We start from the raw sequence: 14,288 nt of genomic DNA, 5'->3' as shown, positions 1-14,288 counted from the left end.
AGGCCTGGCGGTGGCGTCCCGTCCACCGCCAGCCTGACTCAGCCGCCGAAGGCCTTGTCCCACTGCGTGCGGAACCAGTTCTTCGCGGCGTCCACCTTGCCGCCCCAGTTGTTCCCGTGGGGCCCGGCGATGTCGACGACGCCGTTGACGCCCCGCTCGCGCAGCGCCTCGGCGGCCTTCACCGGGTCGTCGGACTCGCCCCACACGGACACGGTGCCCGCGGGCAGGAAGGTCTCGATGGCCTCGTCCGACAGCTTGTCGTGGCGCACCACGAAGGTGACGGGGCCGCCCAACTTCTCGGCCTGCTCGACCATCCTCCGGGCGTCGGCGGCCTTCACCTCGCCGTCGGTGGGCGGGTTGATGGCGAGGATGGCGTTGGGGAAGCGCTCGCGAATCTCCGGCCCCCACTTCTCCATGGCCTCGAAGCCCAGGTTGAGCATCAGCCTGTCCTGCGGAATGCCCACCTTCTCGATTTCATCGAGGACGGCCGGCACCTGGTCGCTCTCCTTGATGTCGAGCTTGAGCCCGCGCCCCGACTCCTTCCCCATCGTCAGCCATTCATTGAGGGTGAGGTTGTCGCCGTCCTCGTGCGCCTTGTCGTGACGCATCTCCGGCGTGTCGTTGTTGATCTCCTTGCGGACATCCCCCTCGAACCAGTTGGCGTCGCTGTCGAGCGCGGCCTGGAACTCCTCCTTGGTGTTGGTGCGGTGCGCGTTGCGGGCCTCCGACAACGGCAGGTCTCCAGACCAGGTGTTGCCGGCGGGCGCCGACGACTCGGCGGCGGGCTTCGCCTCGAAGGTGTCCGCCTGGGAGTAGCCCGTGGGCTTCGCGGCGGGCTTCGCCTCGGCGGGCGGAGGTGGAGGCGGACGTCTGGGCAGCTCCACCACCGGACGACGGATACGGCCGACGGAATCGAAAGACATGGCTCGAAGCCTCCCCAGCACATTCTCGGGAATCGACGCGCGAAAGGTGCTGCGTCCATCCCGGCTGTAAGCCCGAGGAATGCCGCAGCTCGTCGACGCGGCTCGCCACTCACCGACGCCGGGTGCGCCTCACAGATGCCCCTCCCCCGGAAGCCCGCGGGAACGTCTAACCTCCCCCTGGCGCGAACCCACACCCCGCCCACTCGCGCAGGGAGAACCCTCGTGCCCCACCCCCTTCCCACCCGCCGAGCCCTCCTCGCCGGCGCCACCGCCGCGCTCGTGGTCCGCCCCGAGCTGTCGATGGCCGCGCCCGCCCCTCGCAAGAACTGGAGCCAGGACCCCGTCCGCCTCTTCTTCAACGAGAACCGCTACGGCCCCTGCGAGGGCGCCCTGCGGGTGATGCGCGAGTCGCTCCACCTCTCCAGCCGCTATGCCTCCCAGGACCGCGTCGACGCGCTCAAGCGCCTCATCGCCGAGCAGGAAGGACTGACGCCCGAGCACGTCCTGCTCACCGCGGGCGCCTTCGAGGCGCTGGTCCTCATCGCCAACGAGTTCGCCTCCGGAGGCGGCGGCGTCATCTGTCCCGACCCGTCCTTCCCCATCGTGGCCAACTACGCCGAGCGGGCCGGAGGCAAGGTCCAGCGAGTGCCCCTGGACGCCACGATGACGCACGACCTGGACGCGCTCGCGGCGCGCGTGGACGCGGGCACGAAGCTCGTCTCGGTCTGCAATCCCAACAACCCCACCGGCACCATCGTCGACTCGGGCCGGCTGCGCGCCTTCTGCGAGGCCGTGGCCCCCCGCGCCACCGTGCTGGTGGACGAGGTCTACCTCCAATACCTGGAGCCCACGCCCGGCCTCTCCATGGTCGACCAGGTGCGCGCGGGGAAGGACGTCGTCATCACCCGCTCCTTCTCCAAGATTCACGGGCTCGCCGGCATGCGCGTGGGCTACGCGCTCGCCCAGCCCGCGCTCGTGAAGAAGCTCTCCGAGCGGCAGATGACGCTGCCCAACGCCCTCTCCATCGAGGCCGCGCTCGCCAGCCTCCAGGACAAGGCCTTCGTGCCGCGCATCCGCAAGCTCATCACCGACGCGCGCCGCATCACCACCAAGGCCCTGGACACCGTGGGAATGAAGTACGTGCCGGGCCACGCCAACTTCGTCTGGATGCCCCTGCCTCCGGAGCTGCTGGATTTGCCCGTGCGCTTCGCGCCCCACGGCTTCCACCTGACGACCCAGCCCACCGTGCCCATCGCGGCGGAGGCCGCGCGCCTGCGGCTGACGGTGGGCACGGTGGAGGAGATGACCGCCTTCGCCGCGCTGCTGCGCTCGATGCTCGGGCGATGAGGCAGCCAGGCGAACATGTCGGTCCGTCGTCGGGCCCGGAGCCCTCTGGTACCCTGCCGCGCATGGACTCCCGCGCGGCGTCGAGGCCCTCCTTCTGGCCGATGCAGTTCGGCGGCTGGGGGCTCTACGCGCTCCTGCTCATCGTCACCTTCCTGCCCGCGGCCGCGGCCGATGGGCGGACCGTGTCACTGCTCATGGCCAAGGGCAGCCGGGCGATGTTCGGCCTGGTGCTCACCTCGTTGATGCGGCTGGGCTACCAGCGCATGTTCCCCGGGAGCTTCACCCGGCAGGCCGCCTGGGCCATGGTCACCAGCGCGGTATTCGGCGTGGTGTGGATGGGCCTCGCCGAGGTGTGGGCCACGTGGCTGTATGACACGTACAACTGGCGCACCAACCGCATGATGTTCGGCAGGGCCGCGCTCGACTACGCGGTGACGCTCTTGGGCTGGAGCGGGCTGTACTTCGGAATCAAGCACGCCCAGGCGTGGCAGGACGAGCGCGAGCGGGCGCTGAAGGCGGCCACCCTGGCGCAGGAGGCGCGGCTGGCGTCACTGCGGCACCAGGTGCGTCCGCACTTCCTGTTCAACGCGCTGACGTCGGTGCGCGCGCTGATTGGCGAGGACCCGGCGCGCGCCAGGCGCATGGTGACGGAGATGGCGGACTTCCTGCGCTTCTCGCTCCAGAAGGGGGACAGCCCGCATGTGCCCCTGGAGGAGGAGCTCGCCATGGTGCGCAGCTACCTGAGCATCGAGTCGGTGCGCTTCGAGGAGAAGCTGGACGTGCGGGTGTCGGTGATGCCGGGCACCGAGCGGCTCTCCGTGCCCGCCTTCCTCATCCAGCCGCTGGTGGACAACGCGGTGAAGCACGGGCTGGCGTCGGGGAAGCTGCCGGTGCGGGTGCGGCTGGGAATCACGCGGGAGCACGACGTGCTGCGCATCCTGGTGGAGAACACCGGCGTGTGGGCGCCGCCCGCGCGGGAGATGGGCCCCGAGGGCACGGGCACGGGGCTTCGCAACGTGCGCGAGCGGCTGGCCCAGCTCTACGCGGAGCGCGCGCGGCTGGAGACCTCCGAGGAGGAGGGCTGGGTGCGCGTCCGCGTGGAGCTGCCCGCCCAGGAGTGGACCCCGATTCTCGCCGAGGAGTCACATGACGCACCCGCTGCGCGCGTTGCTGGTGGATGACGAACGGCTGGCGCGCGCCGAGCTGCGCGAGATGCTGACGCCCTTCCCCCACGTGAAGGTGGTGGGCGAGGCGGACAGCGTGGCCAGCGCGCTCGCGCGAATCGACGAGCTGAAGCCGGAGCTCCTGTTCCTGGACGTGCAGATGCCGGGAGAGAGCGGGTTCGACCTGCTCGCCCGGCTGCCGGAACCTCGCCTGGAGGTCATCTTCGTGACGGCCTTCGACGCGCACGCGCTCCGGGCGTTCGAGGTCAACGCGCTCGACTACCTGCTCAAGCCCGTGCACCCGGAGCGGCTGGCCCGGACGCTGGCGCGCCTGGAGGACACGGAGAAGGACAAGCCCGCTCCCTCGCAAGCGCCCTCGCGCCACAAGCTGACCGAGACGGACATGCTGTTCCTGGAGAACGGCGCGAAGTCGCGCTTCGTGCGGGTGGACCAACTGGTCTGCCTGCGCGGCGCGGGCGACTACGTGGAGCTGGTGACGGTGGGCGGGATGTGCACGCTCTCGCCTCGGCCCCTGAAGGAGTGGGAGGCCCGGCTGCCGGAGCGGACCTTCGCGCGCATCCACCGCTCCGCCCTGGTCAACCTGACGCTCGTCGAGCGCGTGGACCGGGGGCTCGGCGGTGGGGGCGACGTGTACCTGCGCGGAGTGGAGTCACCGCTGCCGCTCAGCCGCAGCTACGCGGCCGTGCTCAAGGAGCGATTCGGCTGACGTCTCCGCGACATCCTCACGACGTGCCCGTTCCTTCCCCGGAGCGTATGCCATGAACCCGATGACACGCTGGACCTGCTTCCTGGGATTGCTCTTGCTGGGATGCGCGAGCTCCAACCCGGGCCCCGAGCGCTGCACCGGAGAGCGGACCTACCGCGGCCCCACCCGCCGCAGCGCCCCCGAGTCCGTCTGGCCGAAGCTCGCCGCCCAGCGCTCCCTCACCGGAGCGCTCGACGCCGGGCTCACCCAGGCGCTGGACACCGCGCTGGACTCGGTCCTGAAACACGTGCCCGCGGCCAGCGTCGCGGTCGCCCTGCCGGGAGAAGGGCTATGGACGGCGACACGCGGCGTGGCGCGCACGGACACGCGCGAGGCGGTGGGCCCCGACTCCCTGTTCCAGGTTGCCAGCGTGACGAAGAGCTTCACGGCGGTGCTCGTCTCGCAGCTCGCGCGCGAGGGGCGCCTCTCGCTGGACGCGCCGGTCTCCACCTGGTTCCCGCAGGTGCAGGGCGCGGAGTCGATGACCGTCGCGGACCTGCTGGAGCACACGCACGGGCTGGTGAGCTTCAACGCCCTGCCCGGCTTCGAGGACGGTCCCCACCACGCGCCGGAGGAATTGATTCAGGTCGCCGCCGAGCATCCGCGCCAGTTCTGCCCGGGCACGAACTGGGCCTACAGCAACACGGGCTACGTCATGCTCGGACGCATCCTCGAGCAGGTGGAGGGCAAGCCCTTCGCGGACCTCCTCCAGGAGCGCATCGCCGGGCCGCTCGGGCTCACGCACTCGCGGATGAGGACGGTCGACGCTCCGCTCCCCCAGGTCGTCAGTGGCCATCTGGCGGGAGCACCCATCACGCAGGTCGACTACGCCACCCCGTACGCCGCGGGCTCGCTGGCCTCCAGGGCGGAGGACCTCGTGCGCTTCTGGCATGCGCTGATGTCGGGCGCGCTGCTGCCCATGGACACCGTCCAGCGCATGTTCCAGGACATGCACTCGATGGACGTCATGTACCCGCCGTCCCAGCCGGGCAACACGATGTCCTACGGGCGCGGCGTGCAGCTCTACGAGGTGCCCCAGGGGCCGGGCCTCATGCTGGGCCACAGCGGCGGCATCCAGGGCTTCACCTCGGTGATGGCCTGGCTCCCCGAGGACGACGCCTTCGTGGCCGTCATCTTCAATGACAACCAGGTCGCCGCCGAGGCGGGGCTCTGGGCCCTGGTGCGCGCCCTGCGCGAGCACCGGAGCGCGCGGCCCTGAGTCACGCGGGCCGCATCACGACACGGGGCGCTGCGTCTCCGGGTCGATGACGCGGTTGCCCTTGAACCAGTCGTGCTCGCCGTAGCGGTGCTTCGCCGAGTCCACGCCGCCGTAGTTGCCGGTGACGATGTCGGCCAGGTTACCCAGGGACTCGGAGCCCGCGCGGTAGTACTTGGAGTGGTCCTCGAAGTTGCTCTTGTCCCCGCGGTCCGTCGCCTCGGCGGTGAAGCGCTTCGCGCCGAACAGGTCCTCGGTCGGGTCCTGGCCCAGCGGGTCTCCCGGCAGGTTGCTGCCGTTGAGCCAGGAGACGAAGTCCCGGCTGGCCGAGCCGGACCAGACGTGCCCGTTGGCGAGCGGCCCGTCGTAGTCCTTCACCGACTTCGCGCTGCCGGCGCCCGGGCTGCCGATGAGCACCAGGTCATCCGCCTGGAGGCCGTTCTTGTCCGCGGCGATGGAGGCCGTGGTGCTGCCGTAGCTGTGGCCAATCACCGTCAGGTGGGGCGGGTTGCCCTCGCGGCTGGCGCGGATGCCGGCCACGTCCGCGGCGAGCAGCTTCGCGCCATTCTCCGCGGCGTTGTCGGACGCCACGTTCTGGAAGCCCGGCGCGTCGTAGCCCATCCACGCCACCGTCGCGACCTCGCCGTGCTCCTTGCCCGCGGCCTTGTGCAGGTTCAGCGCGTCGCTGGTGATGTTGTCCATGTAGTCGCGCACGTCCGAGTTGAGCCCGGGCACGCTCACCGACACGTGCTTGGCCGTGTCCAGGTTGCCAGCGACGATGGCCGCGCGCCCCTCGCCCTTGACGAAGGCGGAGTCGTAGACGAGCAGCTGCGCGGAGCCGACCTCCTTCTCCGTCCGCTCCAATTGCCTCTGCACCGCCCGCGCGTTCTCCAACTGGTGCTGCTTCTCCTTCGGGAGGAACTTCTCCGCGGGCTCGTCCGCGGCGCTGCCCGGACGGAGCGCGTCGCGCAGCTTGTCTCCCAGCGAGCGGTTGTCCAGGTAGTCCTTCTTGGCCTTGTCGGCCTCGGCGGTGAGCTGGGTCAGCTCGTTCTTGAGCTGCTGGCGGTTCGCGGTGTCACGCACGGAGGCGGGCAGGCCATCCAGGGAGCCGACCTTCTTCGGGTCCGAGCTGACCGCCTGCATCTGCTCCGTGGGGGACAGCTGCTTCCACCAGCCCGCGCGAGCCTTCGGGTCCGCGGGCGCGGCGTCGAGCGGGCCCTTGGCCACGGGCGAGGCCTTCTCCCCTGTCAGCCGCTCCGCGCCCACCTTCCGAGGCCCCTCGAACGCGGTGAGCGTCTGCTGGGGCTTCTGCGCGGCCTTCTCCTTCGCCTTGGCGGCGGCGGCCTGCGCCTGGGCGGCGATTCGCGCCGCCTCCGCGCGCCTGCGGGCTGCCTCGGCTGCTCCACGGTCGACAGATGAGATGGGGGCCATGACATCGCCTCGAATGGCTGGGGGATGCCTTTATCATCGCGACGGGTAGGAATTAGTTTCCCGATGTGCGCGAAAATCAGCTGACGCACAAAGACAAACACTCCAGGACGTGGGCTCTGTCACGCAAAGACAGAAGGCCCGGGACCGCATCGACGCGGGCCACCGGGCCTTCATGGATACAGCGGGAGGACGTGCGCTACTTGTTGGGATTGTCCACGCCGTTGCTCGTCCAGACGAAGTCCTGGATGAAGCTGCCGCCGACGCCCAGGCCCCGCTCGCGCTCGACGTCGCCCACGAGCGCGTCCGGCAGGCCCTTGTCCTGGAAGGACTGGGGCACGCGCGTGCCCGACTCCAGGTGGGAGTTGTTCGTCACCTTGTATTCGAGGTTCGGCTTGCCCGTCTTCGGGTCGATGCCGGTGCACTCGATCTGGGTCCTGTACGAGCCCATGAACCACTCGAGCGCGGTGTACGGCGCGTCCTTGTTGTTCTCCGAGGTGCCGGGGCCGGTGAAGCGATACAGGGCCTTGTCGTTCGCGTCGGCGATGACCTTCGGGTCCCCCTGCGTGGGCGGGAAGACGTCGCCGGGCTTGGGGTTGGGGTACATCTTGAAGAACTCCTCGGTGAGCTGCTGCTGGTGCGGACGGCCCGCGAGGTCCTGGGTGTACTTGTCATCGGTGATGGTGACGCGGTCGACGGTGCGGCCCTCGCCGTCCGTCGTCTTGTCCCACGTGCCCAGGTCCGCCGGCTTCTCCTCCAGCAGCCACGTGCCCCACAGCTTCGTCCAGTCGGCCTCGAGCTTCTGGCCCGTCACCGGGTCCGTGGTGCGGTTGATGGCCTCCAGGTCGACCTCGCCCAGCTTCTTGAGGCTGTCGGTGAGCGAGGCGTCCTTGCCCAGCACGACCTCGGACGTCTTGGCGAGCGCGTCCACGCCCAGCTCCGTGCCCTTGAGCAGCACGTTCGTCGCGCCGTCCGGGAGCAGCGCGTTGGCGCCGTGGTAGGCGGTCCGCAGGCCCGTCTGGAACACGTCCCGCGCCAGGTCCTTGGGGTCGGTGATGGCCTTCTTGAAGGCGTCCGCGACGGGGTTGCGCTTCACGTCCTCGAAGACGTCGCGCGAGGTGTCGACGACGGCCTTCTTCGCGTCCTGGGCCTTGTCGACGACGGTGTCCTTCACGCCCTGGGCCTTGTCGACGACGGTGTCCTTCACGTCGTCCACCGTGCGGGTCACCGTCTTCTTCACGTCGTTGAAGCTGGGGAGCCGGATGCCCATGACTGGAACCTCGGGGGGTGGGATGAGCGGGGCGTCTGTCCGGTTATCGGCCCGGTCCCCGCAAAGGTTTCTTGTGGTGTGAGAGCACGGACTACCAGGAGCTGAGCGAGCGTTCGACCGGGCGCGCCATCGAGTCAGGGCTGTGCGAAGGTGGACGTATGGGGGCCGCTCTCCCCACGAGGTCCCCATGCAGCCGCAGCCCGACTGGCGCCCCCATGCTCTCGACGGTGCCCTCCTCTGGTTCCATCGGAAGACGGGGACGAACCTCCGGCTCGATGCCCCCAGGACACGGCACCTGCGACGCCGCGCGCCCCGGCTGGTGCTCTTCGGCATCACCAACGCGTGCAACCTGGCGTGTGGTTTCTGTTCGCGGGAGCGCGAGGCGCGCAGCGACTGGACGGTGGACTCGGCGTTCGAGGTGCTCTCGGGGCTGGCGCGCGCGGGGACGCTGGAGGTGGCCTTCGGTGGCGGGGAGCCGCTCGCGTTCCGGGGCTTCGATGCGCTCGTCGAGCGGCTGGCGACGCACACGCCGCTGGCCATCCACTTCACCACGAACGGGGTGCTGCTCTCGGAGGAGCGGCTCGCGCGACTGCAACCCCACCTGGGTGAGGTGCGGGTGTCCCTGTACGAGGACAACGACTGGGAGGCCAGCGTGGCGCGGCTGGCCCGCGCGGGGCAGACCTTCGGGGTGAACCTGCTCGCCACGCCGGAGCAGGTGTCGGGCCTCCCGGAGCGGCTGCGGAGGCTGGAGGCGCTGGGGTGCCGCGATGTCGCGCTCCTGCGCTACGTGGGGCGGGATGCGGCGCTGCGGCTCGGCGCGGACGACGAGGCGCGGCTCACGGACATCGTGGCGGCGAGCCCGGTGCGCACGCGGCTGTCGGTCTGCTTCGGGGACATGCTGCTGGAGGTGCCCCGGCTCTTCGGCGGTGACTGCGGCGCGGGACGCGACTTCGTCACGCTGACGTCGGACCGGAAGCTGAAGTCCTGCTCGTTCCATGGCGCGGGCCTGCCCGTCGGCTCGGCGGAGGACGTGCTCCGGGCGTGGGAGGAGAATCAGGCGACGCTGTCCACGCCGTCGCCCCTGCCGGGCTGCGCGCGCGTGAGCTCGCCACGCGCGGATGCGCTCGAAGAGGGCGTCCGGGTGTGGCGCGGGTTCTCCGGCAACAACAGCGGCGACTGCGTGCTCGTGGGCCGCTTCGATACACCCGAGGAGGCGACGGCTTATCTGGAGACGCTCGTTCCGGATTGGAAGCCAGGGGGTGAATACCCCGAGCGGTGGAAGGCGTTGCTGGCGGCCGAGGGCATCCGCGTCGCGGCGGATGAGTACGCGCCCCAGGTGATGCTCGCGGTGGGGCGCGCGGTGCTGATGCACACCGACATGACGCTGGGAGACGACTTCCGCGCGCTGCGGTCGCGGGTGTGGAAGCGCAAGGGCCGCCTGGTCCACACGGGCATCCATGTCCACGCGCAGGTCCTGCTGGCCACGGTGTTCGGCGTGAAGGACGCGGCGTCGCTCCCGGCGCTCGCGCGCGCGTTGGACGCGGCGGAGTTCGGCCCCTTCATGCGCCATGCGAACCAGCTCCACGGGCTGGTGGATTTCTGGGGCGAGGCCGGAGACGAGGATGCGCTCGATACGCGCGCGGCCCGCCTCTCCGCGGTGGCGCAGGAACATGGCGCGGTGCTCGCGGCGGAGCTGGTGGAGATGCCACGGGAAGCCAACCTGAAGCAGGCCCTCGCGTCGAGGCATCCGAGGGCCACTCGGACGCGGCTGTGGGCCCTGTTCGATTCGGCGGAGGCCGCGGCGCGCTACGCGCGGGATTTGGAGGGCGCCGTCACCGTGGCGGGCGCGCACGTGCTGCTCGAGGAGGGCCACTTCGGTCCTCGGCTGGGGTACCTGGCCCATCGACAGGGAGGACGGGCGCTCATGCTCACGGGCCAGCGCGTCATCGTCACCGGGTACTTCGCGAAGAAGAGCCCCGGGGCCGCTGACATGGTGCCACGCCTGCGGCCGTACCTGTCCGCGGATGACCGGCTGGAGACCGTGTCCTGGGAGAAGTCCCTGATGATTCAGGTCGACACCCAGGCGCCGGGGCCGGTGTTGAAGGGGTTCACGGAGCTGGAGGTGCTGCTCGGGATGCCCATCCAGGTGAGGCTCCATCCCGACAATCCGCTCGCGGAGGCCCTGCACCGCCTTCGTGAGGAGGTGGAGTCGGAGCGCTGAGCCCAGGTGGGCGGCTTGCCTCTCCGGGGCGCTGGGCTACGCTGGTGGCAGAATGGCGACAGAGAAGGCGCTGCTGCTCATCGCGGACATCGGCGGCTACACCCGCTTCATGAAGCATCACCGCTTCAGCCTTGCACACGCGCAGGACTCGGTGGCGCAGCTGCTCGAGGCGGTCATCGACGCGTCGGGGAAGCTCAAGCTCGCCAAGCTGGAAGGCGACGCGGCGTTCTTCTACGCGGTGGGAGAGGACCACGGCTCGCTCGCCCAGCGCATCTCCGACATCCGGCGTGCGTTCCTCGCGCGGCGGACGCTGTTGGACGTGGACCGGATGTGCAAGTGCGACGGGTGCACGCAGGTGGGCTCGCTGACGCTCAAGTTCGTGGCCCACTCCGGAGAAGTCGCGTTCCAGCGCGTGAAGCACCTCACGGAGCTGGCGGGCGTCGACGTCATCCTCGTGCATCGGATGCTGAAGAACGACGTGCCGGTGTCCGAGTACGTCCTGATGACCGACGCGGTGCACCAGCGGCTGGAGCCGGAGCTGCGAGGCAAGGCCCAAGGGCTGGAGCACGAGTTCGAGGGCCTGGGGCGCACGACCTGCCACTACCTGGACCTCAACGACAGCGCGCTGACGCTGCCCGTCTCCGTGAAGCCGAGCCTGCCGCGCAGGCTTTGGAACAAGCTGCTGCTGGAGCTGCGCACGCTGAAGTACGTGCTCGGCTTCGCCAAGCCCTGTGAGGACTTCCGCAACGTGGAGGTCGTCGACGCGAGTGACGCGTCCAAGGCGGACCACCGCGCCTGACCGGACGCGCGGCGGAATCTTCCAGGCTGGCCCAAGGCTCGATGCGTCGGCGCTCAGGTAGGCCACCCGCTCACCGGCGCACGCACTCGAGCGCCCAGGTGAAGCGCGGACGGAGTTTCTCGACACAAGCGGACCCGGACGCCAACGCACGGCCACCACGCACGCCATGGCGCACCTCCGCGACCCGCGTCGGATGCGACGACAACGCGGCTCGGGTACCTTGCCGACCTCACCTTCACCTCGAGGTCCGCCGTGGAGACACTCGCCTGTGGCCATGCCGCGCCCGTCGCGGGTCTGTGCTGCGTCCACCTGCTCGAGAACGAGGACGCGGGTTACTACGTCCGCTTCACCGGCAGGGGCGCCTGGATGGACCTGCTCTGTGAGGACTGCGGCCGCGTCAGCCACCCCGGACAGGCCCACCGCGCCGTCTGCACCGACTGTCAGCAGGCCACCGTCGCCCGTGGCTTCGACCTCATCGGCGTCATCGGCCGCCCCGAGTCCCGCTCCCGCGCCACGGACCTGCGCTTCGAGCATCGCGAGCACAGCCGCTCCGCGCTCACCGGACGTACACCGCTCGCCGTCGCCGCCCTCGGCGCGTCGAGCTGGCTCGCGGTGGACCCGGAGGGCGCCCTGCTCCGCCTGGACCTCGACGAGGCCACCCCCGCCCGTCTGGGCTCGGTGAGCGACACCGCGCTCGACCTCGCCGCGCCCCTCGCGCTGCACGTCTCCGCCTGCGCCCGCTTCGCCGCCGTGGTCAACCTGCGCGGCAGCCACGGCGTCGTCGTCGACCTCACCACCAGCGCGGTGACGATGCGGCTCGACCGGGGCTCGTACCACACGAAGCACTGCGACTACTCTGTCGCCTTCTTCCGCGATGGCGACCGCACGCTGCTCGTACACGCCACCGGGTGGAACCGGCTGGACCTGTCGGACCCCGCCAGCGGCGCGCTGCTGAGCGCCCGCGAGCCGCCGTCCCGAGGCGAGCCCAATCAACCCATCCGCGCGCACGAGCTCGACTACTTCCACTGCGGCCTCACCGTGTCCCCCAACGACGAGTGGCTCGTGGACGACGGCTGGGTCTGGCACCCGGTGGGCATCCTCACCAGCCTCTCGCTGCGGCGCTGGGTGCGGGAGAACGTCTGGGAGTCCGAGGACGGCCCCTCGCAGCGACGGCTCCGCGAGGTCCCCTATTACTGGGACGGCCCGCGCTGCTTCGTCGGCCCCCGCATCCTCGCGACGTGGGGCTTCGGTGGAGACGTCGACAAGCTCATCGACGCCGCGCTCTTCCACGACGTCTCCACCGGCAAGCTCCTGCGCTGGTTCCCAGGTCCCCGAGGCGCCTTCGAGTGCGACGGCAACCTGCTGCTCGCCAGCGCGGCGGACACCGGCACGGCCGTCTGGGACATCGAGACCGGTGAGAAGCTGCACGAGGACGCCACCCTCAAGCCCACCGCGTGGCACCCGGTGGCGCGCCGCTTCCTCACCGTGCTCCCCCAAGGCGGCCTGCGAGAGAGCAGCCTGAGCGGCACCGCCTGGTGAGCCGCGACGGACTCAGGCGGGGAACACCGCCACCTCGAGCTGGCTCAGCCGCTCGGGGTCGAAGATGGACTCGATGGCCACCACGCGCCCTGCCTCCACGGTGAAGCGCAGCACGGAGACCAGCCGGCCTCCCGGCGCGATGACCAGCCCCACCTGCCCATCGATGAGCGCGAGCTGCGTGAAGCGCGCACGCGCCGACGCGAGGGTGGCCTGACGCGCGACGAACGCCGCGCCCCGGACCTCCCGCGACGCCCCGGGTGGCAACACCCGTGCATCCGTGCGCGCCACCACGTCCGGGTCCAATATCGCGAGCAACGCGTCCAGGTCCCCGCCCCGCGCCGCCGCATGGAAGGCCGCGACCAGCTCCCGCTGCCGGCCCAGGTCCGCGTCTGGAGAGAGCGCGGCCCCATGCACCCGGCGCCGCGCCCGGCTGGCCAGTTGCCGGGCCGCCGTCGCCGTGCGCCCCACGATGGGCCCGATGTCGTCGAACGACAGCGAGAACAGGTCGTGCAGCACGAAGGCGATGCGCTCCGGAGGACTGAGCGCGTCCAGCACCACCAGCAGCGCCACGCCCACCGAGTCCGCCATCAGCGACGCCTGCTCGGGGTCGCCCGCGGCGGGCACATGCTCCAACCGGGAGACGCCCTGCAGGTCCGCGGACTCCTCGCGGCGGGAGCTGCGGGTGCGCAGGAAGTCCAGGCACACCCGCGCCACCACCGTCGTCAGCCAGCCCCGGGGATTCACCACATCATGGGTGTCCGCCCGACTCACGTGGAGCCAGGACTCCTGCACCGCGTCCTCCGCCTCGCTCACCGAGCCCAGCATCCGGTACGCCACGGCCCGAAGGTGCGTCCGGTGGGACTCGAACTCCCTGGCTCGCCGAATTTCTTCGTCCATCGGTCACATTCCTTCGCGGAGCTCCGTCATCGCGGCGCCGGACGCAGCACGGCGTCGATGTGACACGCAGACAGCGGTTCAGCAACTCCCTTCCACCGGAGCCCTTCGCGGCTCCCGGAGCACTCCTGTCATGAACTCCCGCATGAAGAACCCCGCGATGGTCGTCCCCGAGGCCATGCACGCGCTGATGGCGCTCTCCAAGGCCACGAGCCAGGGCGGCGTGCCTCAGAAGACGCTGGACCTGGTCCACCTGCGCGCCAGTCAAATCAACGGCTGCTCGGTCTGCGTGGACATGCACCCGCGCACGGCCAGGAAGGCCGGTGAGAGCGAGGAGCGGCTGTTCGCCGTCGCCGCCTGGCGCGACACGCCCTACTTCACCGACGCCGAGCGCGCCGCGCTGGCGCTCACCGAATGCGTCACCCGCTTGAGCGACCGTTCGGACGCGGTGCCCGACGACGTCTGGCAGGAGGCCGCCCGGCACTACGACGAGCCTGCGCTGGGCGCGCTCGTGATGTCCATCGGCCTGGTCAACCTCTGGAACCGCCTCAACGCGGCGACGCGCCAGCGGGTGGACCCGAACGCCCGCTGGTAGGTGACATGCGACGTGTCCTGAACGGGACCCCCTCCCCACGGAGCACGTTGGAAGTCCGGGCCTCCCACCCCACCGTCCGTTGCTTTTTTGGACCCGGAAAGGAACGGACATGCGGGCAAGACTCTGG

General features: G+C 70.4%; 12 protein-coding genes. 8 read left to right on the top strand and 4 right to left on the bottom strand.

Annotated elements, in window-relative coordinates; genetic code table 11:
* Positions 1-38 precede the first annotated feature (38 nt).
* A complete protein-coding gene (locus K8640_RS17210) occupies positions 39-923 on the bottom strand; it encodes an FAM151A/B family protein (RefSeq protein ID WP_223748002.1) in 885 nt (294 codons plus the stop codon).
* A gap of 222 nt (positions 924-1,145) precedes the next feature.
* Between K8640_RS17210 and K8640_RS17205 the strand changes: the two genes are divergently transcribed.
* From K8640_RS17205 to K8640_RS17190, 4 genes are all read left to right on the top strand, one after another.
* A complete protein-coding gene (locus K8640_RS17205) occupies positions 1,146-2,270 on the top strand; it encodes a histidinol-phosphate transaminase (RefSeq protein WP_223748001.1) in 1,125 nt (374 codons plus the stop codon).
* 62 nt (positions 2,271-2,332) lie between these two features.
* Entirely contained in the window at positions 2,333-3,451 is a 1,119-nt protein-coding gene (locus tag K8640_RS17200) for a sensor histidine kinase (RefSeq protein WP_223748000.1), read from the top strand.
* A complete protein-coding gene (locus K8640_RS17195; RefSeq protein ID WP_223747999.1) occupies positions 3,417-4,160 on the top strand; it encodes a LytTR family DNA-binding domain-containing protein in 744 nt (247 codons plus the stop codon). The genes K8640_RS17200 and K8640_RS17195 overlap by 35 nt, the downstream gene beginning before the upstream one ends.
* A 52-nt stretch (positions 4,161-4,212) precedes the next feature.
* Entirely contained in the window at positions 4,213-5,418 is a 1,206-nt protein-coding gene (locus K8640_RS17190; protein ID WP_223747998.1) for a serine hydrolase, read from the top strand.
* A 15-nt stretch (positions 5,419-5,433) separates the two neighbouring features.
* Here K8640_RS17190 and K8640_RS17185 read toward each other — a convergent pair whose 3' ends face one another.
* Positions 5,434-6,846, bottom strand: coding sequence for an alpha/beta hydrolase (locus K8640_RS17185; protein WP_223747997.1), 1,413 nt, complete (start codon positions 6,844-6,846; stop codon positions 5,434-5,436).
* A gap of 196 nt (positions 6,847-7,042) precedes the next feature.
* The gene (locus K8640_RS17180) at positions 7,043-8,113 is read right to left on the bottom strand and encodes a hypothetical protein (RefSeq protein ID WP_223747996.1); all 1,071 of its coding nucleotides are present in this window, start codon (positions 8,111-8,113) and stop codon (positions 7,043-7,045) included.
* 187 nt (positions 8,114-8,300) lie between these two features.
* Here K8640_RS17180 and K8640_RS17175 point away from each other — a divergent pair, with 187 nt between their 5' ends.
* The 3 genes from K8640_RS17175 (at position 8,301) to K8640_RS17165 (ending at position 12,672) form a co-directional block, all read left to right on the top strand.
* A complete protein-coding gene (locus tag K8640_RS17175) occupies positions 8,301-10,334 on the top strand; it encodes a radical SAM protein (protein ID WP_223747995.1) in 2,034 nt (677 codons plus the stop codon).
* A 52-nt stretch (positions 10,335-10,386) separates the two neighbouring features.
* Complete coding sequence (locus tag K8640_RS17170) at positions 10,387-11,133, top strand: DUF2652 domain-containing protein (RefSeq protein WP_223747994.1); 747 nt, start codon at positions 10,387-10,389, stop codon at positions 11,131-11,133.
* Between the two features lie 252 nt (positions 11,134-11,385).
* Positions 11,386-12,672, top strand: a complete 1,287-nt coding sequence (locus K8640_RS17165; protein WP_223747993.1) for a hypothetical protein — start codon at positions 11,386-11,388, stop codon at positions 12,670-12,672.
* A gap of 12 nt (positions 12,673-12,684) precedes the next feature.
* On the opposite strand, the gene K8640_RS42870 is transcribed toward K8640_RS17165, so the two are convergent.
* Positions 12,685-13,569, bottom strand: a complete 885-nt coding sequence (locus K8640_RS42870; protein ID WP_305070662.1) for a sigma-70 family RNA polymerase sigma factor — start codon at positions 13,567-13,569, stop codon at positions 12,685-12,687.
* A gap of 130 nt (positions 13,570-13,699) precedes the next feature.
* Here K8640_RS42870 and K8640_RS17155 point away from each other — a divergent pair, with 130 nt between their 5' ends.
* A complete protein-coding gene (locus tag K8640_RS17155; protein WP_141323994.1) occupies positions 13,700-14,161 on the top strand; it encodes a carboxymuconolactone decarboxylase family protein in 462 nt (153 codons plus the stop codon).
* Positions 14,162-14,288 lie beyond the last annotated feature (127 nt).

The organism is Myxococcus sp. XM-1-1-1, assembly GCF_020037095.1.
Classification (GTDB): domain Bacteria; phylum Myxococcota; class Myxococcia; order Myxococcales; family Myxococcaceae; genus Myxococcus; species Myxococcus fulvus.
The sequence above is the reverse complement of the archived record's forward strand: the minus strand, read 5'-3'. Positions and strand labels throughout refer to the sequence as shown.

What these genes read in the sequence shown, in the direction of transcription:
- K8640_RS17210 (WP_223748002.1), bottom strand. Translation starts at nt 923, where the DNA reads ATGTCTTTCGATTCCGTCGGCCGTATCCGTCGTCCGGTGGTGGAGCTG.
- K8640_RS17200 (WP_223748000.1), top strand. Translation starts at nt 2,333, where the DNA reads ATGGACTCCCGCGCGGCGTCGAGGCCCTCCTTCTGGCCGATGCAGTTC.
- K8640_RS17195 (WP_223747999.1), top strand. Translation starts at nt 3,417, where the DNA reads ATGACGCACCCGCTGCGCGCGTTGCTGGTGGATGACGAACGGCTGGCG.
- K8640_RS17190 (WP_223747998.1), top strand. Translation starts at nt 4,213, where the DNA reads ATGAACCCGATGACACGCTGGACCTGCTTCCTGGGATTGCTCTTGCTG.
- K8640_RS17185 (WP_223747997.1), bottom strand. Translation starts at nt 6,846, where the DNA reads ATGGCCCCCATCTCATCTGTCGACCGTGGAGCAGCCGAGGCAGCCCGC.
- K8640_RS17180 (WP_223747996.1), bottom strand. Translation starts at nt 8,113, where the DNA reads ATGGGCATCCGGCTCCCCAGCTTCAACGACGTGAAGAAGACGGTGACC.
- K8640_RS17175 (WP_223747995.1), top strand. Translation starts at nt 8,301, where the DNA reads ATGCAGCCGCAGCCCGACTGGCGCCCCCATGCTCTCGACGGTGCCCTC.
- K8640_RS17170 (WP_223747994.1), top strand. Translation starts at nt 10,387, where the DNA reads ATGGCGACAGAGAAGGCGCTGCTGCTCATCGCGGACATCGGCGGCTAC.
- K8640_RS42870 (WP_305070662.1), bottom strand. Translation starts at nt 13,569, where the DNA reads ATGGACGAAGAAATTCGGCGAGCCAGGGAGTTCGAGTCCCACCGGACG.
- K8640_RS17155 (WP_141323994.1), top strand. Translation starts at nt 13,700, where the DNA reads ATGAACTCCCGCATGAAGAACCCCGCGATGGTCGTCCCCGAGGCCATG.